The 25,856-nt window shown below is 28.0% G+C and carries 26 protein-coding genes, 2 tRNA genes and 1 pseudogene; 19 read left to right on the top strand and 10 right to left on the bottom strand.

Annotation, left to right across the window (positions count from 1 at the left end; genetic code table 11):
- Positions 1-83 precede the first annotated feature (83 nt).
- The 3 genes from BPP43_RS01435 to BPP43_RS01425 form a co-directional block, all read right to left on the bottom strand.
- Positions 84-512, bottom strand: a complete 429-nt coding sequence (locus BPP43_RS01435; RefSeq protein ID WP_014932866.1) for a hypothetical protein — start codon at positions 510-512, stop codon at positions 84-86.
- Between the two features lie 38 nt (positions 513-550).
- Complete coding sequence (locus tag BPP43_RS01430; RefSeq protein ID WP_015273942.1) at positions 551-1,642, bottom strand: sialidase family protein; 1,092 nt, start codon at positions 1,640-1,642, stop codon at positions 551-553.
- 123 nt (positions 1,643-1,765) lie between these two features.
- Entirely contained in the window at positions 1,766-2,527 is a 762-nt protein-coding gene (locus tag BPP43_RS01425; RefSeq protein ID WP_015273941.1) for a hypothetical protein, read from the bottom strand.
- A 298-nt stretch (positions 2,528-2,825) separates the two neighbouring features.
- On the opposite strand from BPP43_RS01425, the gene BPP43_RS01420 reads away from it, so the two are divergent.
- Positions 2,826-3,017, top strand: a complete 192-nt coding sequence (locus BPP43_RS01420) for a putative motility protein (protein ID WP_013243270.1) — start codon at positions 2,826-2,828, stop codon at positions 3,015-3,017.
- A gap of 57 nt (positions 3,018-3,074) precedes the next feature.
- On the opposite strand, the gene obgE is transcribed toward BPP43_RS01420, so the two are convergent.
- On the bottom strand, positions 3,075-5,117 hold the full coding sequence (obgE, locus tag BPP43_RS01415; protein WP_015273940.1) for a GTPase ObgE: 2,043 nt from the start codon (positions 5,115-5,117) through the stop codon (positions 3,075-3,077).
- Between the two features lie 144 nt (positions 5,118-5,261).
- Between obgE and rnc the strand changes: the two genes are divergently transcribed.
- Positions 5,262-5,951 (top strand): ribonuclease III, encoded by a 690-nt coding sequence (gene rnc, locus BPP43_RS01410; RefSeq protein WP_015273939.1) that lies wholly within the window; start codon positions 5,262-5,264, stop codon positions 5,949-5,951.
- A gap of 25 nt (positions 5,952-5,976) precedes the next feature.
- Positions 5,977-6,624 carry a ribulose-phosphate 3-epimerase gene (gene rpe, locus BPP43_RS01405; protein WP_015273938.1) on the top strand — a complete coding sequence of 216 codons (648 nt, stop codon included), beginning with the start codon at positions 5,977-5,979 and terminating at the stop codon, positions 6,622-6,624.
- 86 nt (positions 6,625-6,710) lie between these two features.
- On the opposite strand, the gene BPP43_RS01400 is transcribed toward rpe, so the two are convergent.
- Complete coding sequence (locus BPP43_RS01400; RefSeq protein ID WP_015273937.1) at positions 6,711-7,100, bottom strand: response regulator; 390 nt, start codon at positions 7,098-7,100, stop codon at positions 6,711-6,713.
- Between the two features lie 14 nt (positions 7,101-7,114).
- Positions 7,115-8,560 (bottom strand): glutamate--tRNA ligase, encoded by a 1,446-nt coding sequence (gene gltX, locus BPP43_RS01395; RefSeq protein WP_013243275.1) that lies wholly within the window; start codon positions 8,558-8,560, stop codon positions 7,115-7,117.
- 191 nt (positions 8,561-8,751) lie between these two features.
- Between gltX and BPP43_RS01390 the strand changes: the two genes are divergently transcribed.
- From BPP43_RS01390 to BPP43_RS01375, 4 genes are read left to right on the top strand one after another with little or no spacing between them, the layout of a single operon-like run.
- Positions 8,752-9,324 (top strand): HD domain-containing protein, encoded by a 573-nt coding sequence (locus BPP43_RS01390; RefSeq protein WP_013243276.1) that lies wholly within the window; start codon positions 8,752-8,754, stop codon positions 9,322-9,324.
- Between the two features lie 22 nt (positions 9,325-9,346).
- Positions 9,347-9,988, top strand: a complete 642-nt coding sequence (locus BPP43_RS01385; protein WP_013243277.1) for an isochorismatase family protein — start codon at positions 9,347-9,349, stop codon at positions 9,986-9,988.
- Positions 9,985-10,506 (top strand): methylated-DNA--[protein]-cysteine S-methyltransferase, encoded by a 522-nt coding sequence (locus BPP43_RS01380; protein ID WP_013243278.1) that lies wholly within the window; start codon positions 9,985-9,987, stop codon positions 10,504-10,506. Before BPP43_RS01385 ends, BPP43_RS01380 begins: the two co-directional genes overlap by 4 nt.
- Before the next feature lie 8 nt (positions 10,507-10,514).
- Positions 10,515-11,069, top strand: a complete 555-nt coding sequence (locus BPP43_RS01375) for a GNAT family N-acetyltransferase (protein WP_015273936.1) — start codon at positions 10,515-10,517, stop codon at positions 11,067-11,069.
- A gap of 19 nt (positions 11,070-11,088) precedes the next feature.
- Here BPP43_RS01375 and BPP43_RS01370 read toward each other — a convergent pair whose 3' ends face one another.
- Both BPP43_RS01370 and BPP43_RS12515 read right to left on the bottom strand, forming a co-directional pair.
- Positions 11,089-12,585, bottom strand: coding sequence for a sodium:solute symporter family protein (locus tag BPP43_RS01370; protein WP_015273935.1), 1,497 nt, complete (start codon positions 12,583-12,585; stop codon positions 11,089-11,091).
- On the bottom strand, positions 12,582-12,707 hold the full coding sequence (locus BPP43_RS12515; RefSeq protein ID WP_014933312.1) for a hypothetical protein: 126 nt from the start codon (positions 12,705-12,707) through the stop codon (positions 12,582-12,584). The genes BPP43_RS01370 and BPP43_RS12515 overlap by 4 nt, the downstream gene beginning before the upstream one ends.
- A gap of 366 nt (positions 12,708-13,073) precedes the next feature.
- On the opposite strand from BPP43_RS12515, the gene BPP43_RS01365 reads away from it, so the two are divergent.
- From BPP43_RS01365 to selB, 5 genes are all read left to right on the top strand, one after another.
- A tRNA-Tyr gene (locus BPP43_RS01365) sits at positions 13,074-13,156 on the top strand.
- Between the two features lie 34 nt (positions 13,157-13,190).
- Positions 13,191-13,514: an STAS domain-containing protein gene (locus tag BPP43_RS01360; RefSeq protein WP_013243282.1), complete on the top strand. Its 324-nt coding sequence runs from the start codon at positions 13,191-13,193 to the stop codon at positions 13,512-13,514.
- A gap of 62 nt (positions 13,515-13,576) precedes the next feature.
- A tRNA-Sec gene (locus BPP43_RS11690) sits at positions 13,577-13,666 on the top strand.
- A gap of 110 nt (positions 13,667-13,776) precedes the next feature.
- Positions 13,777-15,123, top strand: a complete 1,347-nt coding sequence (selA, locus tag BPP43_RS01355) for an L-seryl-tRNA(Sec) selenium transferase (RefSeq protein ID WP_014936197.1) — start codon at positions 13,777-13,779, stop codon at positions 15,121-15,123.
- Positions 15,124-15,188: 65 nt separating this feature from the next.
- Entirely contained in the window at positions 15,189-16,988 is a 1,800-nt protein-coding gene (gene selB, locus BPP43_RS01350; protein ID WP_013243284.1) for a selenocysteine-specific translation elongation factor, read from the top strand.
- A gap of 370 nt (positions 16,989-17,358) precedes the next feature.
- On the opposite strand, the gene recR is transcribed toward selB, so the two are convergent.
- Both recR and BPP43_RS01340 read right to left on the bottom strand, forming a co-directional pair.
- On the bottom strand, positions 17,359-17,967 hold the full coding sequence (gene recR / locus BPP43_RS01345; protein WP_015273934.1) for a recombination mediator RecR: 609 nt from the start codon (positions 17,965-17,967) through the stop codon (positions 17,359-17,361).
- A complete protein-coding gene (locus BPP43_RS01340; RefSeq protein WP_015273933.1) occupies positions 17,964-18,377 on the bottom strand; it encodes a YbaB/EbfC family nucleoid-associated protein in 414 nt (137 codons plus the stop codon). The genes recR and BPP43_RS01340 overlap by 4 nt, the downstream gene beginning before the upstream one ends.
- Before the next feature lie 365 nt (positions 18,378-18,742).
- Between BPP43_RS01340 and BPP43_RS01335 the strand changes: the two genes are divergently transcribed.
- From BPP43_RS01335 to BPP43_RS01310, 7 genes and pseudogenes are all read left to right on the top strand, one after another.
- Positions 18,743-19,555, top strand: a complete 813-nt coding sequence (locus tag BPP43_RS01335; protein ID WP_015273932.1) for a hypothetical protein — start codon at positions 18,743-18,745, stop codon at positions 19,553-19,555.
- Positions 19,556-19,594: 39 nt separating this feature from the next.
- A complete protein-coding gene (locus BPP43_RS01330) occupies positions 19,595-21,358 on the top strand; it encodes a hypothetical protein (protein WP_015273931.1) in 1,764 nt (587 codons plus the stop codon).
- A gap of 337 nt (positions 21,359-21,695) precedes the next feature.
- Complete coding sequence (locus BPP43_RS11820; protein WP_252832353.1) at positions 21,696-21,989, top strand: hypothetical protein; 294 nt, start codon at positions 21,696-21,698, stop codon at positions 21,987-21,989.
- Positions 21,907-23,223, top strand: a complete 1,317-nt coding sequence (locus BPP43_RS01325) for a hypothetical protein (protein WP_252832352.1) — start codon at positions 21,907-21,909, stop codon at positions 23,221-23,223. The genes BPP43_RS11820 and BPP43_RS01325 overlap by 83 nt, the downstream gene beginning before the upstream one ends.
- Positions 23,224-23,351: 128 nt before the next feature.
- A pseudogene (locus BPP43_RS01320) lies at positions 23,352-24,135 on the top strand (Cof-type HAD-IIB family hydrolase).
- Between the two features lie 6 nt (positions 24,136-24,141).
- Positions 24,142-24,939, top strand: coding sequence for a Cof-type HAD-IIB family hydrolase (locus BPP43_RS01315; protein WP_013243291.1), 798 nt, complete (start codon positions 24,142-24,144; stop codon positions 24,937-24,939).
- A 25-nt stretch (positions 24,940-24,964) separates the two neighbouring features.
- Positions 24,965-25,750, top strand: a complete 786-nt coding sequence (locus BPP43_RS01310; RefSeq protein ID WP_015273930.1) for a Cof-type HAD-IIB family hydrolase — start codon at positions 24,965-24,967, stop codon at positions 25,748-25,750.
- The last annotated feature ends 106 nt before the right edge of the window (positions 25,751-25,856 follow it).

Here is a 25,856-nt window from a genome sequence, read left to right as displayed (position 1 = left end):
TTTTATAAACAATTTATAAAAGGTATTAATTTTTATATAAATTTAATACCTTTTTTATGTACTAATTTTAGTACTTTTGTTATTTACTTTCTTACAACTTCTGCAAACTTTGAAATATTAAATACCCTTGTTGTTTTGCTTTTTTCAAGTGACGCTCTAACTATAAGAAGTTTATGATTAAGCAAGCTATCATAAACATAATCGCTGTCTAACACAATAGAAGAAAGTTTATCTTCAGTAGCCTTACAATCTAAATTATCAGGCAAATCATCATCAAATCTAAAAAAAGCCTTATGAGAAGGAAACACAAAGTCTTTACTATTCCAATTAATTATAATAGTTTTATTTTTACTCTCTTTATTAATATTTACTATTAAATGAGTATCCTCACTCCAAGATGATAATTTATAAGCAAGAAGCCTATAACCAATATTCTTATCATCTTCTACAACTTCCCATTCATCTGGTTTTATCTCATAGATTTCAGGATTCATTATATCTTTATCGTCCATAAACATCTCTCTCCCAATAAACAAAGTCTACTATATTTTTAATCTAAAGTAAATACACTTAAAAATATTTTTCTTATTTTATCTTTATTGTCATAACCATAATAAACGCAATATATGCTGTTGTTGTTATTAACACACCAAGGATAACCGCAATCGCTACTTTTCATTTTATCTTCTATAATTATCTCTTTTTTTTGTATATCATAATCAGAGTAATTTTTTAAATCATTCAAGTCATTTACTAAAATTGCTCTAACCCCATAAGGCTTTAATCTGTAGCCATAACTTAATAAAACTCTACTCTCATCAATCTTTAAAGGATTTAGAGGATAGCCTTTAATATTCGTAAAACAAGGCTTAGTAAAACTCTTTCCATTGTCTAGAGAATAACTTAAAGAAGTAAAAGCATATTCATCATTAACATGCGTCCTTATAAATGCCCATAATATATTATTATGATATATAAGCGAAGGCTCAACATATTCTACTTTACTTTTTTTATTCTCAATTTTTCTGTATTCAGTTTCGCACAAAAAACTCTTTATATCCCAATTAATCAAATCTTTAGTATATATAACATAACATTGATACTTAGAATTATTTTTGTTTATATATTTTTTATAGGCATATATAGGCATAAGTATTTCATTATTTACTTTTACCATGCTTCCTCTCGCCGCAAAGTTCTTCATTCCATTTTTTAATACAATAGTATTAGCCTTTGAAAAAGTTTTTCCATTATCATAACTAATACAGTATCCTATACCGCTTAATAATGCTATTGTATTATTATATTCCAAAAAAGTATTTTCTTTTAATAAATCAATTTCACTTTGCGGGTGAAAAGTATATCTAAAATAGTAGGCAATTATAGTTTTATCATCAACTCTAAAAAGCTGTACATCTTGTTTTGCAGCATCATCTTCTTTAGCTATTTCAGTAGTATTAATTATTTTGTTTTTGTAATATGTTAAAACAATGGCTTTACTTAAAGAATGCAGATGAGAATAATTTTTTTTGTTTTTTGGAGCAAGCCTAAAACTTACTAAATATTTATCTTTTTCTAATTTCACTATAGAAGGAAATGCAGGATATTCATTTTTATTGCAATATAAAATTTGTTTATTCATAATTAATTTTAAATATGAGTTTTTATAATTTTTTAATAAATATTTTTATATAATAATTTTCGGCATAAAAAAGCCCGCACACATAAAAATATGCATACAGGCTTTTTATTATTTAATATAAAATTAGAATCTCAAAGTAATACCTATACGAGGAAGTATTAAGGCTCTTATATTAGAAAATACTTTATACCCTAAAAAACCAGAGAATTGAGGAACATCAAATATAGGAGAAGCCCAAGGAGCAACATAGTAACCAAAATCAAATAAAGAAATATCTATACCAACCTGTACAGGCCAATTAGCACCAGTTTTAGGGAATAATTGTATTCTCCAACCCAATTCAAGAGACAAATAAAAACCTCCATGAGAATATAAACTAGTAATACCATTAGCCTCTATATTTGGACCATAACCATTAGCCCTTAAAGCTGTACCGCCAATTCTTGGAGATAAGAAAAATCCAAAAGGAGCATTCTTCCAAAAGAAAAACTTAACATTTAAAGACCAAGGAATAGTACTGAAAGTTATTCTATCTTCTCCAGCACTAATCTCTCCAACAGAAAAACCAATATCAAGACCAACTGTCATAAAATTAACAGGTGCAAAATCATAACTGAAACCCAAACCAAAAGCATAATTTTTTGAATTTAAATTTCTTCCAGTAGTATCTCCTCCACTCTGTATAACTAAGTTAGCTATATCTAAAACACCTATAAGATTATCAAAAATTCCTGCATATAATGTAGGACCAAAGTTAATACCAAATAAACTTCTGCCATGCATATAATCTAAAAATGCATTTCCTGTTTTCTCTCCAATGTTTTGTGCAAATAAACCTCCGCTTAATGATGCAATCATCATTAAAGCTATAATCAGCTTTTTCATAAAATAACTCCAAAAAGTATTTTTGATAATGTTAACATAAGTAAACAAAAAGTCAATTAATTTTACAATAAATAGGTTTTAATTATTGATTATTTTTTATTATATATATAAGTTTTAATTTTTATTAAAAAGTTTTATATGTATAAAAAAACTAGAAATAAAAAACATAATATATTCCATAATGTTTTATTTTTCTTAATTTCATAAAAATCATATTGATAAAAATAATTCTTTATTTACAATTATTACTATATATAGGTTTTACTTATATATAATATAAAAAAATGGAGGTGATTTCATGGACGTTTCTGCTTACAATTCTTATTCTACAGCTGCATTAAAACAAGATGTTTCTTTAAGCATGATAAGAAAATCTACAGATATGCAAGCTCAAGCTATAGACAAAATTATGTCTAGTGCAATTCAGCCTCAAGCTATATCAGAGCCTATGAGACCTGGTGTGGGCGAAAGATTGAATGTATATGCTTAAATAAAAAAGCAAAAATAAAGGGTTACTATTATTTTAGTAGCCCTTTGTTTTTTTAAATTAAATATTTACAGCGTAAGAAAGTACTCCATTAACTATCTCCTCTCTCACCTTTCCGCTTTCAACTAATTTTTTTAATAACTCGCCTACCCTTTTTTCATCTTCATTAAAACTAATAGCTATCATATGAACAGTATCAGGCTGCCTCATTAAAAAGTTTACTATATCTTCTTCAGTAATTTTTTTAGTGTTTCCTTTTGCTTTATCTGATACACTTGGTATATCTATTTCAATACTAGAATGAGCATTAAAATATTTTTTTACTTTTTCCATCTCTTCATCACTTAATGCCTTAGCCTTTTCATTAGCCGTTCTTCTAGTTGCCGTAACAAGCTGAACTTTATCAGGTTTTATTTTATTTACTATTTTTATTATATCATCAAGCTCTTCTTCGCTGTCATTAATTCCTTTAAGTAAAAATACCTCAAGCCAATACTCCCCCTCAAAAACTCTTCTAAACTCTATAAGTCCATTAACCATTTTATCAAAATCAATTTCTTTATTTGGCTGGTCTATTAGCTTAAAAGTATCCATATTGCCGGCATCAAGAGAAGGTATAATTAAATCAGCCATAAGCAAATTAGAACGCATCTCTTGTTTATAAAGCAAAGAACCATTTGTTATAATGCACACAGGAATATCTGTTATTTGTTTGATTTCATAAATTAACTTTTTTAAATCTTTATATAAAGTAGGCTCTCCAGAACCAGCAAATGTTATATAGTCAATGTTTTTATTATTAAGCAAAGCCTCTTTTAATTCGTATATTATCTCATCAACAGAGTAATAATTAGCAAGACTAGTTTTAGTATTTTCTTCAGAACCCAACTGACAATATATACAATTATAAGAGCAGGTTTTATGAGGTATAACATCTATTCCCAAAGAATTGCCAAGCCTTTTTGATACTACTGGTCCAAATACTCTTTTTGTTTTTAATTTTGATTTAGTTTTATTTTGATTAAGAAGCAAAGGCTCTTTAGTTTCTTTTTTAGCGTTGTCGTATCTATCTTCATTTGCCTTATAGAATGCATTTGTAACATTATCAAGAAGCTCCCCGTCTAAACTAAATACTGATAAAGCAAATATTTCAGGCTCTTCATAATGAGTTTCTTTATTGTTTTTATATTCTTTTTTTATAATCTTTTCTATAGCTTTTACTTTTTCTTTTATTTCATCTTCTTCAAGCATATCAGTTTTATTTAATACTATTATAGACTTTTTCTTTATCAATTCTTTGCTATATTGTTTTAATTCGTTTCTAAGTTTTTTATAAGTATCAACAACATCTTCATCAGTTAAATCTATAACAAAGCATAATGCTCCCGTTCTTTCAATATGTCTTAAAAAAGTAAGCCCAAGCCCAGCACCTTCACTAGCTCCTTCTATAATACCAGGAATATCTGCAATAACAAAACTTCTTTCATAGTCTAAATAACAAACACCCAAATTTGGAGTAAGTGTAGTAAACGGATATGATGCTATTTTTGGATTTGCTCTTGTAAGTCTTGCAAGTAAGCTTGATTTACCAGCATTGGGCATGCCTACAAGACCAATATCGGCTATAAGTTTTACTTCTAATCTTATATTAAGTTTTTCGCCGTCTAAACCATGCTGAGCATAGTCTGGTGCTTGATTGGTGGCAGTGGCATAAAACTTATTGCCTTTGCCTCCTTTACCGCCTCTTGCAACAGTAAAGCTTTGTCCGTCTTCAAGTAAATCGGCTAATATATTATTTGTATCATCATCATAAACAACTGTGCCTATAGGAACTCTTATAACAACATCATCGCCTTTTTTTCCGTCGCTTAGCCTTGCTCTCCCAGGCTCTCCGTCCCTTGCTCTAAATCTTTTTCTGCTTTTTATCTTTCCAAAACTATTTATCCTCGCATCAACTCTTACTATTACATCGCCGCCTTCTCCGCCGTTTCCACCGTCTGGACCGCCCATAGGTACATGTGCTTCTCGTCTGAAACTCACACCCCCAGCTCCGCCATGTCCTGCTTCTATTTCAAAATTTACTACATCTATAAATTGTTCCATTTTATCCTTACCTAATATATATATATACTATTTTTAAAAAATTATGAATTATTATATTATAAAATGCCTTTTTAGCAATCCTATAATAAAAAATATATATTTTATTGTTGACTACTTTTTTATTCATTGTATCATAAACCTACTATGATAAATAAAATATTATTAGATTGCGAAAAAGTTTTACAATATAGTTTCAAAAATAAAAATTATCTCTTAGAAGCAATAACACACAGAACTTTTGCAAATGAAAATGGAAACATGAAATATAATCAGCGTCTTGAGTTTTTGGGTGATTCTGTGCTTTCTCTTATAATATCAGAACATATTTATAAAGAATATAATAATGTAAAAGAAGGTAAACTATCAAAAATAAAAGCTTATTTAGTTTCTCAAAATACATTAGCTAGTATATCAAGAAAGTTAAAGCTTGGAGATTTTCTTTTGCTTGGCAAAGGTGAAGAAGCTTCAGGCGGAAGAGAAAGAGACAATATGCTTGAAGATTTATTTGAAGCTATAATTGGAGCAATATATTTAGATTCAAATTTAGAAAATACAAAAAACTTCGTTATGAGAGTTTATAAAGATATATTAAATAAATTAGACATTAATAATTTTGATAAAGATTATAAAACTATACTTCAAGAAATTGTACAAAAAAAATATAAAATTACACCAACATACAAATCATATGAATATAATGAAAATGATAATATAATGTTTAAAGTAGAAGTTTATGTAAAGACTAAAAAATATGCTTCTGGAATTGGAAAAAGCAAAAAGGAAGCAGAGATAAATGCTGCTAAAAAAGCATTAGAAGAAATAGAAAATATATAAAATATTAATAACAAGGATAATAAAAATGAATAAAATAATAATAGCACCATCTATACTAACAGCATCTTTTGCTAATTTGGAATCTACTATAAAAGAACTTGAAGAAGCAGGGGCTGATTATTTGCATTTAGATATAATGGACGGAAGCTTTGTGCCTCAAATAACATTCGGCTCTAAAATTGTATCCGACATAAAAAAAATTACATCTTTGCCTCTTGATGTTCATTTAATGATAGTAAGTCCGGAAAAACATATTGATGATTTTGCTAAGGCTGGTGCTGATATCATTAGCGTACATTATGAAGGAAATATTCATTTACATAAATTGATAATGCAAATAAAATCACATAATGTAAAGGCTGGAATAGTTCTTAATCCTCATACAAGAGTTGATGTTATAGAGCCTCTTATAGATGATATTGACAATGTTCTTATAATGTCAGTTAATCCTGGTTTTGGTGGGCAGAAGTTTATAACAAATTCAATAAAAAAAATTGAAGATACAAAAAGACTAATAGGACAAAGAGAGATTATAATATCCGTTGATGGAGGAATTAATTTAAACACTTGCAGCGATGTTATAAAAGCAGGAGCTAATTTACTAGTTGCAGGAAGTGCTATAATAGATAGCAAAAACAAAAAAGAAACTATCAAACAATTAAGAAACTTTTAAAAAATTATTATAATTATTTTTATATAAAAAAGGCTTAAGTTTTTAGTTAAACTCAAGCCTTTATTGTTTTTATAAATATATATTATTTATTTTTTATTATTTTTCTTATATTCTATAGCATCATTTACTATAGGAACTAATGTCTCAAAATCAAGAGGTTTTTCTATAAGTCTAAATACACCTTCAGCTATTATCTCTTTTACCATATCAGTATTTCCATAAGCTGTTATAATTATTATAGGTATAGAGTTTTTTCTCTTTTTCATTTCTCTAATAAGAGCAAGCCCTGTCATAGAAGGCATAAGTAAGTCTGTAATAATAACATCAACAGGATTATGTTCTAATATTGTTATAGCAACTTTTCCATTTTCAGCAGTTAATACTTCTAAGTCATGTGCTTCAAGAGTATAGGTTATAAGATTACGTATATTCTCTTCATCATCTACTGCAAGTATTAAGGGTTTACCATTAAGCATACATTATACCCCTATTATATATATTTAGATAATCTGTATAAAATATTTTCTTTACCCAAAAGCTCGCATATATGTGATAACTCAGTACCAGCACTGCTTCCTGTTATTACATATCTTATAGGGTGATACAAATTAGGGCCTTTAAGACCAGTTTCTTTTTGAGCTTGTTTTATTAAATCTTTCATATATTGGTCAGTTATTTCATTAGCATTTTCTATATTAGTTTTAATAAACTGAAGAAGCTTTTTACTTTCTTCTTTATTTACAATCTCTTTCATTTCATCTGTAAGTTCAAAATCATTTTCAAAAAATACAGGAACATATTTAACAATATCAGATAAAACAACACAATTATGTCTTATTACAGATATAAGTTTTTTAGCCCAAGCATGTTCTTCTTCTGTATAATTTTCTTTTAAGAATCCGCCTTGTATAAGATAAGGTAAAAATAATTCAGTAGCCTCGTCCAAATCAAGATTTTTAATATGCCAAGCATTTAAATGTCTTAATTTAGCGGTATCAAATATAGCAGGACTCTTAGAAAATCTATCTAAAGTGAATGCTTTAATCATATCTTCATCATTCATATTTTCCATAGCTTCAGGGTGAGTCCAACCAAGTAAAGCAAGGAAGTTTCTCATAGCTTGAGGCAAGAATCCTTCATCTTTATATTCCATTAAAGTAGCAGCACCATGTCTTTTTGATAATTTCTTTCTATCATTACCAAGTATTGAAGAAGTATGAGCAAATCTAGGAACTTCTGCTCCCAATGCTTCATAAATAAGTATTTGTTTTGGAGTATTAGATATATGGTCCTCTCCTCTTATAACATGAGAAATTTTCATAAGCATATCATCTATAACTACAGCATAATTATAAGTAGGAAAACCATTTTCTCTAACAATGATAATGTCGCCAATTTCATCACTATTAGTTTTAACAACGCCCCTAACAAAATCTTCAAATACTATCTGCTGATTTTTAGGCACTCTAAATCTTATTTTAGCAGGCTCTCCATTAGCAACTCTTCTTTTAGCCTCTTCTAATGGTATATCCTTACATTTGCCGTCATAAATAATGGGCTGATTTAGAGTTTTCTGCATATTAGACTTTTTTTCTAACTCTTCAGAAGTACAAAAACAATAATATGCCTTACCCTCTTCCATAAGTTTTTCAGTGTATTTTTTATATATATCAAGTCTTTCAGATTGAAAATATGGACCATAATTTCCGCCAACTTCCGGACCCTCGTCCCAATCAATTCCAAGCCATTTTAATGATTTTATAGCCATATCAACAGCTTCTTTTGTGCTTCTCTCTTGATCTGTATCTTCTATTCTTAAAATTAATTTTCCTTTTATAGATTTAGCATAAAGCCAATTAAATAACGCTGTTCTTGCATTTCCTATATGTAAAAAACCAGTTGGAGATGGAGCAAAACGAACTCTAATATCTGACATAAAAAAATATCCTTAAATTATTAACTTAACTTATTATACAATAAAAAAAATAAATATCAATTAATAATATTATAAATTTATTCTTAATAATATACATAAAAATAGATAAAAATAACTACTATTATATAAAAATTTTATATTGAAAAATAGAATAATATATTATATAATTGTTTTCATATTTGGAGTTATCAATGGCAAGCATAGAAAGAGAAAAAGCTATAGAGTTATTTAAAAAATACAACAAAGAACCATCTCTATTTAAACATGCCCTATCAGTTGAAGCTGTAATGAGATATTTTGCTAATAAATATAACGAAGATGCTGAAGAATGGGCAATGGTTGGCTTTTTGCATGATATGGATTATGAAATGTTTCCTAATGAACATTGCATAAAAGTAAAAGAGATATTAGAAAAAGAAGGCTTGCCTGAAAGTTTTATTAGAGCTATACAAAGTCATGGTTTTGGAATATGTACAGATATAGAACCTAATACTAATATGGAAAAAACTTTATATGCTGTAGATGAACTTGCAGGTTTTATTTTGGCTTGTGCTTTGGTGAGACCTTCAAAGAGCTTAGATGATATGGAAGTAAAATCAGTTAAGAAGAAATTAAAAGATAAAGCTTTTGCTGCTAAAGTTGATAGAAGTATTATAAATAACGGTGCTGAAAGACTTAATATATCATTAGATGAATTAATAAAAGAAACTATAGAAGCTTTAAAACCTATACAAGAGAGTATAGGATTACAAAAAATATCTTAAAAATAATTTTTAGGTTTCCATTATGAGTAAGGTTAAGATACTAACAATAGTAGATATGCAAAATGATTATATGGAAGGCGGTCCTATGGCTGTTAATGGAGCAATTGGACTTATACCTGTAATTAATGACCTTATAAAAAATGGAGAATATGATGCTATAATAGCTACTCAAGATTGGCATCCATCAAATCATATATCTTTTGCTTCTACTCATAATAAAGAACCTTTTTCTAAAATTAGAGTAATGGACCAAGAAACTGGCGATGAAGATATTTTAACACTTTGGCCTCGTCATTGTGTTGCTAGAACTTTCGGCTCTGCTATTGTTGATGAATTAAAAAAGAAAAAAGATTATATTTATGTTCAAAAGGGTGTTGATGCTGATGATGAGGGAGTATCTGGATTTTCTTATATGCATAAGGATTTTATAGATGCTGCTAGAGAAAATAAAGAAGTATTGATATTAGATTTTGTCGGTGTTGCTTTGGATTATGCTGTTTATTATACGGCAAGAGATACAGCTCAATATGTAACTTCTATTAATGCTGAATATTTAGTTAGCGTAAATGTTTTAGAATATGCAACTGCTGCAATGAATCCAGATAAAGTGTATGAATTATATTCCAATACAAAAAACATTAATCTTAAAAAGGTTCATCTGTGAATATTATAAGACTTGAAAATAGTCAGATAGATGATAAAGTGTTTTTGTATAAAAGCCCTATTGGAAACTTATATTTAACTCATTATAAAGATTATATCACTTCTATTTCTTTTCAAAGCAATTATAGTATAAGCACTGATAAAGAACCAGAAATTATAAAAGAAGCTAAAAAAGAGTTAGATGAATATTTTAATTTAAAAAGAAAGATATTTGATATACCAATAGCAGTATATGGAAGCGATTTTCAATATAAAGTGTGGATTGAAACTTATAAGATTCCTTTTGGAGAAATAGAAACATATTCCAATATAGCAAAAAAAATATCTAACAGTTTTGGCAGTATTTTTAGAGCAGTTGGAAGCGCTGAAGGTAAAAATAAAATACCAATTATAATACCATGCCACAGAGTAGTTTCTAAAGATTTGAAATTAACAGGATATGCCGGAGGAATAGAAAAAAAGGAATATTTACTGAAACTTGAAGGTTTTAATATAGATAAATTAAAAATAATAAGATAGTAATAAAAATGATTAAAAAAAGTTATAATACAAACAGATTACTTTTAGTGCAGCCTAATCTTGAAATGGCTAATTCTATTTTTGATTTTTATTATAGAAACAAAGATTTCTTTAAAGAGTTTGACCCATACAGACCTGATATATTTTATAAACTTAATACACATAAAAATATTATAAAAAAAGAAATGGAAGATACTAAAAACTCAAGAATGCTTAAATTTTATCTATTTAAAATAGAAGATAGAAAAAAAATAATAGGAATGATTAGTTTTGCTAATATAGTAAAAGGCTCTTTTTTATCTTGCACTGTTGGATATAAATTAGATAAAGATGAGACAAAAAAAGGCTATATGACAGAAGCATTAAAATATGCAATAGACATAGTATTTAAAGAATTGAAACTTCATAGAATAGAGGCAAATATTATGCCGCATAATAAACCTTCATTAGATTTGGCAAGAAGACTAGGTTTTGAATACGAAGGACTTGCAAAGAAATATTTAAAAATTAATAATAAATGGGAAGACCATATACATATGACCATATTAAATGATGATATATGATTTTCCCATTAATTATTTTTTAATCAACATCTTCGGCAGCAACAGAGTTTATACAATTTTCAATATTTGTTTTCTCTTCATCAGATTCTTTCTCTTCTGTTTTTTCTTTTATGAGCAAAGCAGAAACTACATATACAAAACAAGCACATAAACCAGCATATATAGGAGCCTCTACCCAGCCAACATTTAATTTTAATATAAATAAAGTGCTTGTTACTAAACCTGTAATCATAGAAAGTAAGCAAGCAGTAATATTAGCTTGTATAAACGGCTTCATCATAATAGGTCCAACAAACATAGCAATAAGTCCGCCTGTTCCAATATAAGCTATTTGATTAAGCATTCCCTGAGGAGCTATATAAGTTAATACTAGTCCCCAAACTCCAGTAAATACTACCCCTATTCTGTTTATTACAGTGCTGCTTTTTTCTGCTTTATCAGTGAATGCCACAAATAAATCATGAGAAAGAGAAGAAGCTAATGCTTGTAATACAGAACTTATTGTAGAAAGCATTGCAAACAATATAAATAATATAATCATTCCTCCAATAGCAGGCGGAAGATATGAAGTTAAAAATACAGGCATAGCACTATCAGGATTAGGAAGATTAGGATTTTTATAAAACATATAAAGTCCAACTATTGGAACTAAACTTAGTATTATACCCATAGGTGCCATTATCAAAGCCATAACAGGAATATTAATCTTATCTTTAAATGATAAAAATCTTACAGACATATAAGGCAATGTTGTAGTAAATAAAAACGCATATATAAATACTAAAAATACTTTATATTTTCCTTCCCCATAAGGATTAGATGTTGTAGGATTAATAAACTCTGGCTTAATAGCTCCTACACTATTAATAAGCTCTGTCATAGAAACATCTTTTATTATTGTAAGATAAACTATTATAGAAGCTACTAACATACCAATACACATTATAGTATCAGTAATAGCAACAGCAAGCAATCCTCCCTGAACAGTAAATATTATAATTACAATCATAAGTATTATAGAAGCTAAATGTTCAGATACTCCAAGCCACTGTGAAGCAACTAACCCTATAGCTCTTATTTGTCCTATTATATATACAGATAAAAATACAAAAGTAGCAATTCCGCCAAGACCATGAACTATTCTTTTTTGAGTTTTATTTCCATTATGAGTTTTAGCAATATATTCAGGTACAGTAAAACCGCCAGCTTCTTCAGCTTTTTTCTTCATAAATCCGGCAAAAAACAATGTACCAAAAGTAATAGCAGGAGCAAAGAAAAAGTTAGCAAATATCTCTATAGCACCATAAGCATAAGTAGTGCCAGGCGAACCAATAAAACCCCAACCGCTGTAGCCAGTAGCCATCAATGTACCAGCACCAACAAAAGCCCCTATTGATTTTGCTCCGAGTAAGAAACCTTCAGAGCTTCCTTTTTTTATTTTTAATTGAGTCCAAAAACCAATTCCAATTAAAATTAAAGATGATAATATTAATATAATCCAATTTCCAAGTATCATTTTTTATCTCCTTTACTATTATTTTTATCAGTTACTGTTTTATATAAAAAAGCTGCTAAAGGTACTGCAATTAAAATTACACAGCCATACAAAAAATAGTCTATCACCCATGAACCTGTCATAGTATACTCCTTAAAAAAAATTTAAAATACTAATGTTAGATTAATAAAATTGCGGATATATAGGACTATTAACGCCTGAATTTTATAGATTTTTTTGTTTTGATAGATTTATGACTTGGAGAAGTGAAAGAAAGCATTTGGGAATGCTTGATTTTATTGAATGATGCGTAAAGCATAAAAATATACTCTCCAAAAATTATATGTATTTAGATTAATTCATAACATTATTTTTGTCAAGTATTTTTTTTAATTTTTTTATAAAAAAAACACAAAACAATAAAAAATAAATTAATAAATAACAATATAGGGGCTTGACTTTTTTTTATTTTATGTTAGTATGTCAAACATCAATTTTCAAGTTGATATGGGTAGGTGGCCGAGCAGTCAATGGCAGCAGACTGTAAATCTGTCGACGTGAGTCTACGGGGGTGCGAATCCCTCCCTGCCCACATTCTTTTTTATCTCTAACAGAAGGACTATTAAATGGCTATAGAGTTTAATGATGCATATATATCTATAGTTCCTGAAGCTAATCTTTGTAGTTCTGAAGAAATATATAGATTCGCTAATGAATCTGAAGAAGCTGCTTCTATTAGAATGCCTATTGTTATACTTGACTTAAAAAACACTAAAGAAATTAATAGTGCTGGAATAGCAAAAATATTAAAACTTTATAAAAACTTACAAGCTCTAAAAATAAAATTATATATGATGAATCTTAATGCAGATGTAGAGCCTATATTGAAAAATTTGCTTCTCACATATTTAATCACAAAAATAGAAAGTGTAAAAGATTTAGACCTTTAATTAAACTAAAAAATATAAATCGTTGACATAAAATAAAAAGTAATATATCATTAAAAAAGCTTGGAGGTAGATGAGTCCCGGTGGGCTCCGCGCTCTTCAAAAGCGTTGGACGTTATAGCAACGTTGGCAGGTTCAACTCCTGCCTCTTCCGATAAATAAGCGATTATTAAAAATAGTATGATTAAATTACTAATAAACCATTGAAAATAGTCTCTTATTCTTGAGGAATATTATATTTTTATTGAGAAAAGGAGGCTAAAAAATGAATAACAATTTTAACTTAGTTCAAACCAATGTCGTATTGGAAGATAATTCTATTAAACCATATCATAAAATTTTATCTCGTCCTATAGTTACTGATATTATCAGAGAAATATTAGAGAAATTAAGAGCAGAATTAAAAAATAATCCAAATGCTCATTACAGCAAAGAAGATATCATTAAATTATGTGAAATGAGATTAAAAGAAAAATCTAATCTCCCTATAAAAAGAGTTATAAATGCTACAGGCACTATCATGCATACCAATTTGGGACGTTCTCCTATTGATGAAGATATATGGCAGGAAGTAAAAGATTTAAATATATACAGCAATAACCTCGAATACAATATAAACAAAGAAGGAAGAGGTTTAAGAGGAGAGTTTTTATACACATTATTAGCTAAACTCACAGGTGCTGAAGATGCTTTAGTTGTAAACAATAATGCTGCTGCTGTATTTTTAATATTAAAAACATTCGCTAAAGAAAAAGAAGTTATAGTATCTAGAGGAGAACAGGTACAAATAGGAGGCGGTTTTAGAATACCGGATATTTTAAGAGAAGCTGGTGCTAAGCTTGTTGAAATAGGTACTACAAATATAGTAACAATAAATGATTATAAAGAAGCTATAACTGAAAACACAGCAATGATATTAAAAGTACATGCTTCCAATTTTAAAATTAGGGGTTTTGTAAAAAGTCCATCATTTAAAAAAATTAAAGATGCCATACCAAGCAATATACCATTAGTTTATGATGAGGGGGCTGGCATATTTGATGAGAGCATGTCTGAAGAAGAGCATATAAAATCTGCATTAAAAGCTGGTGTTGATTTGGTATGTTTTTCTGGGGATAAGATGTTTTCAAGTGTGCAGGCGGGCATTATAGTTGGAAAAAAAGAATATATAGCTAAAATATACAAACACCCTCTTATGAGAGCTTTTAGATGCGGTAAAACTGTACTTTCTATATTAGAGAAAAATGTTATTAAAAGATTAAATACAGAAGGACAATTTAAGGGTTATTGTGAAAGATTATTGTCTATTAGAGAGGAAGCTGTAAAACAAAAAGCATTTAGAATTATTAATGATTTGAAGGGTTTTGATGTAGTTGAGGAATATGTAGAGACTGGAGGCGGTGCTATGGCTGATACTTTCTACTCTTCTTATGCTATAAGCTTTAAGCCTAAAAACATTAAAGAGACTATAAAATATTTACATAATTTAGATACTCCTATTATATCAAAGATAAAGAAAGACTATGTGTTATTATATGTTTTAACAATAGAAGAGAGAGATATTGAGTATGTATATAATGTCTTAAAGCATATAGAAAAAGAATATTTATAAAAGATATTAATTAATAAAATATTAATTTAATTAGGGCTAGTAATTTTTAATTTAAGGAAATGTCAATGAACAAAATTATAGGAACTGCTGGGCATGTTGATCATGGTAAATCAGAATTAATAAAAGCTTTAACAGGTATTGCTATGATGCGTTTACCTGAAGAGAAGAAAAGAGAGATGACTATTGATTTGGGTTTTGGATTTTTTAAGCCTAATGATGACATTACTATTGGGGTAATAGATGTTCCTGGGCATGAAAGATTTATTAGAAATATGGTTGCGGGAATGTGGAGTTTGGATTTGGTGATGCTTGTTGTATGTGCCAATGAAGGCTGGATGAATATGACAGAAGAGCATGCTAAAGTAGCTTTGGCATTGGGTATAAAAAACATTGTATGTGTAATAAATAAAATAGACCTTGTTGATGATAATAAATTAAAAGAATCTGAAGAGAGTATTAAAAAAAACTTATACAGAATATTTCAAAGAGATATAGAAACAATAAAAGTATCTGCTTTAAATGGCACTAATATAGATTTATTAAAAGAAAGAGTTACAGATATATTATTAAATGATAAAACAAAAGAAGAGATAAAAACTCATATTTATGTAGACAGGGTATTTTCTATAAAGGGAGCTGGACTTACAATTACAGGAAGTATTAAAGGAGGAGATATAAAAAGAGATGACACTCTTATACACTACCCTACTAAAAGAGAAGTATCTATAAGAAATATTCAGTCATACCATCAAGACAGAGAGATTGTGCATTCTACTTCGAGGGTTGCTTTGAATTTAAAAAACATAAAAAAAGAAGAGATAAGAAGAGGGCATTTATTATGCTCTAAAGAGGAGAATGTTTTTCTAACAGATGAAATAATATTAGAATTACTTGGAAATAGCGATGTTGATTATTTGAAAAAGATAAAAAATGCAGAGTTTGCAATTGGTACAGAATGTTTAGTAGCTCAGATTATACCTTTATACAAAAAACAAGATAACAACAATAAAGATGACAGCAAAGAAATAGACAGAAGATTTATAAGATTAAAATTTGATGAGCCTATAGCGGTATTTTGGAAAGAGAGAGGAATACTTATTAGCCATGGAGGAAGTGCTATAATTGGTACGGGCGATGTATTTTGGGGAGAGAAAACTAATCCATTTATTAGAAAAAATATTATGGATAGAGCTTCAGATTTCTTGGGCAAAATTGAGAGAAAAAAATATACTGACTTAGTAATGAGTGTTAATGGATATAGTTTAGCTAGCGGAAATATGCCTGAATATGCTGTAAAACTTGCTAACTATTTTGTAAAAAAAGATTATTTAAAAGAATCAACTGAAAGAATAAAAAAACTAATAGAAGTAAAAAAAGACGGATTCTCTTTTGAAGATATAAAAAATTATCTTAATATAGAAACTTCATTTACAAAGCCTTTTATTGATTATTTACTAGAAAATAAAATTATCATGTCATTAGACAATAATATATATAAAAAATATGTAGATACAGTACAGCTTACCAATTCACAAAAAATGCTTATTGACAAATTAAAAAAAGAAGACTTAAATGGATTAGATGAAAAAATTATAAAAACTATCAATAACGGAATAAAAGATATAAAAACACTAACAGCATTAAAATATGCAACATATCTTGATGAAGGCTTATATTATCATACAGAAGTTTATAACAGAGTAAAAAGCCTAATAATGAAGAACACCAAGAAAAATGATGTTATCACTATAGCATTAGTTAAAGAGAGAACAGGGTTATCTAGAAAATACACTATACCAATACTAAATGCTTTAGAGAGAGAAAAGTTGGTAAAAAGGCAAGGCAATGACAGAATAGTGCTTTGATTAGTTCACTAAAATTTTTAAGTTTGTAAAAATTTATATTTTTTAATTTTAAATATTTGTTGGGCTTTGCCCCCTGCGAAGCGTGCCCGTAGGGTAGTAGCCCCAGTTCTTTTACGACCATAGGAAGTGCCTTCGGTATTGGTATAAAAGAACCAAAAAAACTGCATTTTTAAACTAAAATTTATGTTTTATCCTATTATTTAATACATATTCATAAATAATTAGCTATATTATGTGCATTTTCGCAAAGCGTGTACGAAGGACAAAAACTTTTTGACGAAGTCCGCACCGCGAGAGCGACAAAAAAGTTGATAACTTCTCTATAATGTGCAGAGCTTGAGAGAATATATTTGTTTCAGTATACACTACCCTACTGCATAACTACTCTGTCTGCAATGCTTCTTGCTAATGAACGTGAATCAGCATTTTCAATATCGCTTGCTAATGATATACCATACGTAATGCGGCTTATTTTTTTATCGAAATTATTGTTTCTCAAAGTTTTATTTATATACGATGCTGTAGTATCTGCCTCTAATGAAGCACCAAATGCTATAATAATTTCTTCTATTGAGCTATTATCTTTAACTCTATCTATTAATTCTTTTATTCTTATATCTGAAATACCTATTCCTTTAAGAGGCTCTATTAATCCTCCTAAAACATGATAAATACCATTGTATTCTTCTGTTTTTTCTATGGCAATCATATCTGTATAAGATTCAACTATGCATAGCTTTGTTCTGTCTCTTTTATCACTTGCACATATATTGCAAATGTCATTCTCACTCAAAGAATAACATTCTCTGCAAAGCTTTATATTTTTATGCAGCGACAAAATAGAATTAGATAACTCGCTTAAATATTCATCATCACTGTCAAACAAATACAAAGCAATACGCATAGCACTCCTTCCCCCTATTCCAGGAAGTCTAGATATCATCTGTGTAAGCTTATCTAAAGAATCAATACCGCTCAATTTTTATCCTTATCATCATTATTATTGTTGTTAATCATATCATTTACTCTAGATATAATATCTGGATTTATAGCATCTAAAGATATATTTATAATTGGTTTTCCATTTTCATCATATTTTATTGTAGTCATCTTTGTTATATCAGCAAATGCTTTATCCATATCCTTCATATTAAAAGCATTGAAAGGATTTTTATAATTATCATTTTTATTATCATCAGAAACATTTAAATCTTTTACTTTTGAAATAGCATCATTCATGCTAGATACAATCATCTCTTCCAAAAGCTCTTTTTGGTTTTTATCTAAAAGACTTTCATCTACATTGAAATTTGATATACTATAATTTTTGTTAATCTCAAATGAAATTAAATTGCCAGGTGAACTATATTTTATAGAATTATCGCCCATATATAAAAAACTCCTAAACATAGCATTATTTTTATAATATATTGTTTTTTACAATTAATCAATATTATTATATTATGTTTTATATTAAATAAAAAATATTTTTATGATATATATTTAATAATTTTACAAAAGCAGATTCAAATAAATTACGATAATCTTTAATAGACATTTATTAAAAAGTGTACAAAAAATAATATACAAAAATAAAATAATGTAGCAAAATATGTATAAAATGTTTTATTTTTTGTTAAAAAACTTATATAATAAAATATTTTTTCGACAAAAAATGCATTATGTATATTTACTTATATAAAATATACTATATGCTTTTTATTAGAGACAAGCCAACAAATGGAGTTTATATTATGAGAAAGAAACTAAATTTTATTATAATATTTTTTGTGATAGCATTAAACCTTTATTCTTTCGACGAAGGATTTGTATGGGGATTAAGGGCTAATTTTAACGGCACTGCAACATTGCCATCTATTAGTGCATCAGACTTAGACAAGATAGGTGCTGCATACATGAAAGGTTCTGTAGGATATACTATGGACGGAGAGGCAGAGCTTGGATATTTATTTGGATCACAAAAATGGTTTGGCGGATTAGACCCTGCAAAATTCAGCGGTATGAGTTTATATGGTTCTATTGGTGTTGGTAACGGATTTGCCGGACAGGTTGCTGGAAATACAATAGGTGGCGTAACTGTTAATATGTATATTAACGTGAACTATGCTCCTGTAGTTAGTTTTGGAGTAGGAACTAAGGCTTATTTTTTGAATAGCAAATTAGCTTTAGGTCTTCAGGTTGGAGGAAAATTAATAGCAGATTTATCACCATCATATTTGGCTTATGCTGATGATGCATCAATTTTAACTCCTGAAGTTGGTGAAATAATAGTTACAGATTTTATGATAAAAAACATGAATCCTCTAATGCTTAGCATAAAATTTTCTTTAGAATACAATCAGCCGGTTAATGATAGAGTTGAAGTTATTTTAGGAGTATATACAAGATTTAATGTATACAGTCCTCAATACATAACAATGCCGGATTCTTTATTAAAATTAATGAATACAGTAAGACCTAATTTTACAACAGATACTAAATTACCATCATATTATATTAATTCATTAGACTTTGGTTTAACTTTAGGTTTAGCATTCAAAGGATAATCAATAGTTAGTTAATACTATTTTTTCGGAGTTATTTTTATGAAAAGAAATTTTATATTATTTTTATTATTAATGCTAAGTGTTTTATTTATAAGCTCTTGTGCAAGAGGCTTCAACCCTATGTATTATTATAATAAGAGAAGTGAGTCTTTAAGCGGAGGAGATTCATCTAATAATCCTCCACCAACTCCTCCAGAAGAAATTCCAGAAGATGAAGACCCATTCAAAGTAGATAACGACTACAATAAACCAGATTATGGCGGATATGATGCAAGTCAATTTGACAAATGGTTATTTAAAGTTAGTTTTAGAGGAGATAAGCTTCCAATCTACGTATTTTTTGACGACAGCAGCAGAGCTTGGTCATCTGGCGCATTAGATTGGAGAAATAAATCAGCTGACTTTTATAAAGCAAATGACGGAGAAAATAAAGTTTATGGCACTGTAGTAGGAGATGTAAGTATTACTTCTCTTAAGATATATAAATACAATAAAGAAAATCCTCTTTATGATAGCGTAGGTTATTTACCTGGAAGAATGGATAGATTCCGTTTTTATTCTATAGATGGTGAAGCTTCTGTTTCTCCTTTAAAACAATATTTAATAGCTGTTGATACTTATTCTAAATTTGTATTTGCTTTTGGAGCTATTACAGGAACAAAAAATGTAGCAGGTGATGATGTACCTATTGAGTTTGAAGCTATAGAATATCATGCTGACAAAAAACATTTTTATGAGTACGACCCTATAGGATATGTTGATAAATCCGGAAGCGTAGTTTTGTATCAGCATTATGAGGAAGAATTTGTTAAAGTACCTACAAGCTATGTTCCAAAACAACATGGATATGATAATTATGCTGAACATAATAAATTCAAACCTGGTAAATCTCCATATGTACCTTTAAATAATAATACTGAAGCTACTCCTGAACAAAAAGAACAATTTGAATCATCAATAAAAGAATTCGTAGGCAAAACTTTTAAATGGAGAGATTATATAGGTTATCAAAAATCACCTACTGGAGACAAAGACCAAATTAATTTAGAAGAATGGAAAAATGCCGGATATGCTGGTAAGAGCTTAATATTATATACATACAAATTAGAAAATAATGCAAGTACATTAACAATTACCGAAGAGGATTATAATAGCGGTGAGAAGAAAACAAGAACTTACAATATGAGCTTAGTTAATACAGAATATAAGGCTACTTATACAAATACTGTTGATAGCTCAGAGAGTATATCTATAACTATAGTGAAAAATGATAGCGGAAATAATACTATATCTGTAAGCGGTACAGTATTAGATGAGAATTTCCAAGATTATGGACCTATATTTGTAGACAGAGTAAAAAATGCTGTATTTGACAAGAGAGGAAATACTTCAATTCCTCCTGGAGGAACATTTACTCATAGTATGGGAGAAACAGTAAATGGAACTAGATATGAGTTTAATGAAGATGGTACAGAGTTTACTCTAATATTAGATGGTATAGCAGATGATAGTTGGGGTGATTTATCTGGAAATCAAGTAACTAAAAAATATTATTTCAAATTAGCACGTTTTGACTCTGATGCTCCTAATACTTGGGCAGCTAAATATGAATGTACTAATTTGAGCGGAACATTAGGAAAATATTCTAGAGTTGTATTAAGAAAAGATGGAAGTGCTATTATAAATGGTGCAGAAAAAGACACTATGATACGCTCTAGTATGACACTACATTCTATAGATTTCTGGGAAGACCCTAAGTCAGATGCTGGATTATTGTATGATGCATATAGAGAAAATAAATAATTAAAATAAAAATATAAAAGCGGGTAAAATTTTTATTACTCGCTTTTTATTTTATTAGAAATTATACAACAAATTAATAAAGAGAGTTTTTTATTAAAGAAGATAATAAGGATTTTATTCTTTAGTTATCATGAATGTATTTACATATTATTAGAATATAAAATATCAGTTTAATATTTTTATTTTAAGAGATGTATATGTAAATAATTAAGAGAAAGAATGAAAAATTCTTTTAGCTTTAATAGTAAAAAATGATAAAAAGCTCTTGATTTTTACTATTTTTTATTATATTTAAATAGGGATAGTGTTTTTTATTGATGCAATGAGAGGTTATAAAATGAAAAAATTACATATATTATTAGTAGCAATTATGCTCATGCTTATAGCTTGTGCAAGACCTTTTGACTCAAGATATTATTATAATAAAAAAGTTGATTCATCAAAAGGAGAAAATATAGATACAACCCCAGAAACTCCTCCTGAAGCTGTAGACCCTAACGAAGACCCATTTTTAAATGGAGATTGGAATAGACCAAATTACGGCGGATATGATGCAAGCAAATTTAAAACTTGGTTGTTTAAAGCTAGCTTCCAAAAGGATAAACTTCCTATATATACTTTCTTTGTATGATAATAACGGCAGAATTTGGGAAGCGAATGGTTCTGATTGGAATAATAAACCAGCACAATATTACAAAGGAATAGACGGCGAAAATTATGCTGACAGCAGTTTAATGAAAGCAGATATAACAGATTTAACTGTATATAAATATGAGAGTGAAAATCCTCTTTACAGTAGCAGCGGATATTTACCAGGAAGAATTGATAGATTTAATTTTTATTCTATAAACGGTAAAGCTGCCATTGTAACGCTTAAGCAATATTTAATAGCAGTTGATACTTATTCTAAGTTTATATTTGCTTATGGTGCTATTACAAAAGTTGATACGGTATTTGGCGGGGAAAAAGTACCTATGGGTTTTGAGGCTATAGAAAAGTATGCTGAAAAACGTCCTTTCTTTGAATATGACCCTATTGGTTATGTAAAAGATGATGGAAGCGTTGTGTTATTTGAGCATTATATAAACGAGTTTGTTGCTTCCCCTACTACATATGAGCCTAAAATACATCTTGAGTTTACTAATATGGCTAAGCATGATGCAAAAGGACAAGGTTATTCTCCTTACTTACCAAAAAAAGATTTAGAGTCTACTACTTTAGATGAGATAACTGTATCTGCTAAAAGCTTGAAAAATATTAGCGTAAAAAGTTCTGATGGAAAAGGAAAATGGGGAACTATATTCCCTCCATTTACATATACAATACAAAATCATGGATATTTTACTTACGGCATAGGAGCTAAAATTTCAAGCGATGCTAATTCTCAAGTAGAATATTTAGAAGATTATTATTCTGGAGGTGTTGGTGCCAATACTCTAATAGTAAGCAAAGAAGATTTGCAGATAAATTTAGATGCTCAAAAAACATTTACAGGTACAAAATCATATACTGTTAAAAACATAAAAGAAAATGATACTTATATAATATTGGCATCTAGTATTTATAAATATAATAGCTTATTAAATTATATAGATACTGATAATTTAGAAGAAAACGGAAGCGGTATTGTTGCTACTTCTAGTACTCCTAAAGTAAAATTAAAATATAATCCTGATAGAGCAAGTTTTATCATTGACAGTTATGAAGAAACAGAAAATACTAAAATCTCTTTCGATAATAACTTTACTATTAAATTAGGAGAGAGCAAAGACTTTACAATAAAATACAAATATCTAAAAGGTAATGATCCAAATGGTGAAGAATTTGAAATAACTTACACATTGAATTTTAAATCTATAAAATAAAAGTATATATTTTAAGATACTTTGAATATTATTAAGCGAGTTGAAAGCAAAAACTTTTCACTCGCTTTTTTATATGATTTGATATATAATATAGCAGTTAAATTTTTATAAAATAGGTTATTAATTATATGATAAAAGCAGCATTTTTTGATGTAGATGGAACTTTGGTGAGTTTTAAAACACATAAAATATCTGAATTATCAAAAAAAGCAATACTCACTCTCAAACAAAAAAATATAAAAGTATTTGTAGCAACAGGAAGAGCTTTATATCAAATAGATAATTTGGATAATATAGAGTTTGATGGATACATTACTTTTAATGGTTCAGAATGTTATATAGAAAAAAAAGAAATATATAAAATTACATTAAACAAAAATGATTTAAAAAGTTTATGCAATTATTTAGAAAACCATAGTCTGCCCTGCTCTATTATGACAAGTAAGGATATTTATACAAACACTCATGAAACTATAGAAATGTTTTATAATATGGTAAATGTTAAAGCAAATGTTATAGATAATTTTATAGAATATATAGATAATAATATAAATGATATATTTCAGATTAATATATTTTCAGATAGAAATACAGAAAAAGAAATAATGAATAATGTATTAATAAACTCTAGTTCAAGCAGATGGCATCCAATTTTTTTTCGATGTTAATATAAAAAATATAGGAAAGCATATTGGTATAGATAAAATCATAGAGCATTATGGAATAAAATTAGAAGAGACTATTGCTTTTGGTGATGGAGAAAATGATATTAGTATGATAAAACATGCTCATATTGGTGTTGCTATGGGGAATGCTAATAAAGAAGTAAAAGAAATTGCTGATTATATTACTGATGATGTGGATAATGACGGAGTATATAAAGCTTTGAAGCATTATGGATTAATAAGTTAATATATTATGATAAAAGCAGCATTTTTTGATATAGATGGAACATTAGTAAGTTTTAATACGCATAAAATTTCTGATTCCTCTAAAGAAGCTATAAGGTTATTAAAAGAAAAAGAAATAAAAGTTTTTATAGCTACAGGAAGAGCTTTATTTCAAATAAACGATTTACATGATTTAAAATTTGATGGATATATAACTGTAAACGGATGTAATTGTTTTGTTAATGAAAATGATAAACTTAAAGAGATATATAGAGTTTCTTTAGATAAAAATGATTTATTTGCTTTAATTGATTATATTAAAAATAATAGATTTCACTGCAGAATTATTACTAAAAATGATATATTTATTAATTATACAAACAGTGTTATTAATATGATTTATGCTTTATCTAAAATAAAAGTACCTAAAGTTGTAGATTTTAGAGATTATATTAGTAACAATTATGGAGATATTTTGCAGTTAAATATTTTTGTAGATGAAAATAAAGAAAAGTATTTAATTGATAATGTTTTGAAGAATTCTCAATCTAGCAGATGGAATAAATCTTTTGCAGATGTTAACTCTAAATATGGAGGTAAAGAAGTAGGCATAGATAAAATTATAGAATATTATGGAATTAAATTAGAAGAGACCATTGCCTTTGGTGATGGAGGGAATGACATTAATATGATAAAGCATGCTCATATTGGTGTTGCTATGGGAAATGCCAATAAAGAAGTAAAAGAAATTGCTGATTATATTACTGATGATGTGGATAATGACGGAGTTTATAAGGCATTAAAACATTTTAACTTAATAGATTAACAATATATAAATAAGGATTTTTATTATGATAAAAGCTGTATTTTTTGATATAGACGGAACTTTAGTAAGTTTCAAGACACATAAGGTTTCTGATTCTTCAAAAGAAGCTATAAGGCTATTAAAAGAAAAAGGAATAAAAGTTTTTATAGCTACAGGAAGAATAAAAAAACATATAAACAACATAGATGATTTAGTTTTTGATGGTTATATTACAGCTAATGGTTTTGATTGCTACATAGGAGATAAATCTATATATAAACACACTATAGCAAAAGAAGAAATATATTCTTTAATGGATTATTTAAAAAACAAAGAATTATTTCCATGTTCTATTATGATGAATAGCGGAATATATATTAATTACATAACTGATGATGTAACTAATGTATCTAAATCTATTAATTTACCAATACCAGCTATTGATAATTATTATGATTTTTTAGAAGAAAATATTGATAATATATTACAGATTAATTTATTTGTAGATGAAAATAAAGAAAAAGAATTAATGAATAAAATATTTAAAAATTGTGAAGCAAGCAGATGGCATAAAGCGTTTGCTGATGTTAATACTAAAGGAGGAGGAAAGCATATTGGTATAGATAAAATCATAGAACATTATGGAATTAAATTAGAAGAGACTATTGCTTTTGGTGATGGCGGAAATGATATTAGTATGATAAAGCATGCTCATATTGGTGTTGCTATGGGCAATGCTAATAAAGAAGTAAAAGAAATTGCTGATTATATTACTGATGATGTTGATAACAATGGAATATATAACGCTTTAAAACATTTTAATATAATATAATCGAATATATACTTATTTTTATAATTATTTATCCGATAAAGTAAGTAATAATTTGACTTAATTTATAAATATTATTATAATATATAATATAAGTTTAATGGAGTTT

It is taken from the genome of Brachyspira pilosicoli P43/6/78 (assembly GCF_000325665.1).
GTDB classification, from domain to species: Bacteria; Spirochaetota; Brachyspiria; order Brachyspirales; family Brachyspiraceae; genus Brachyspira; species Brachyspira pilosicoli.
This window is presented reverse-complemented; position numbering and strand designations above follow the sequence as displayed.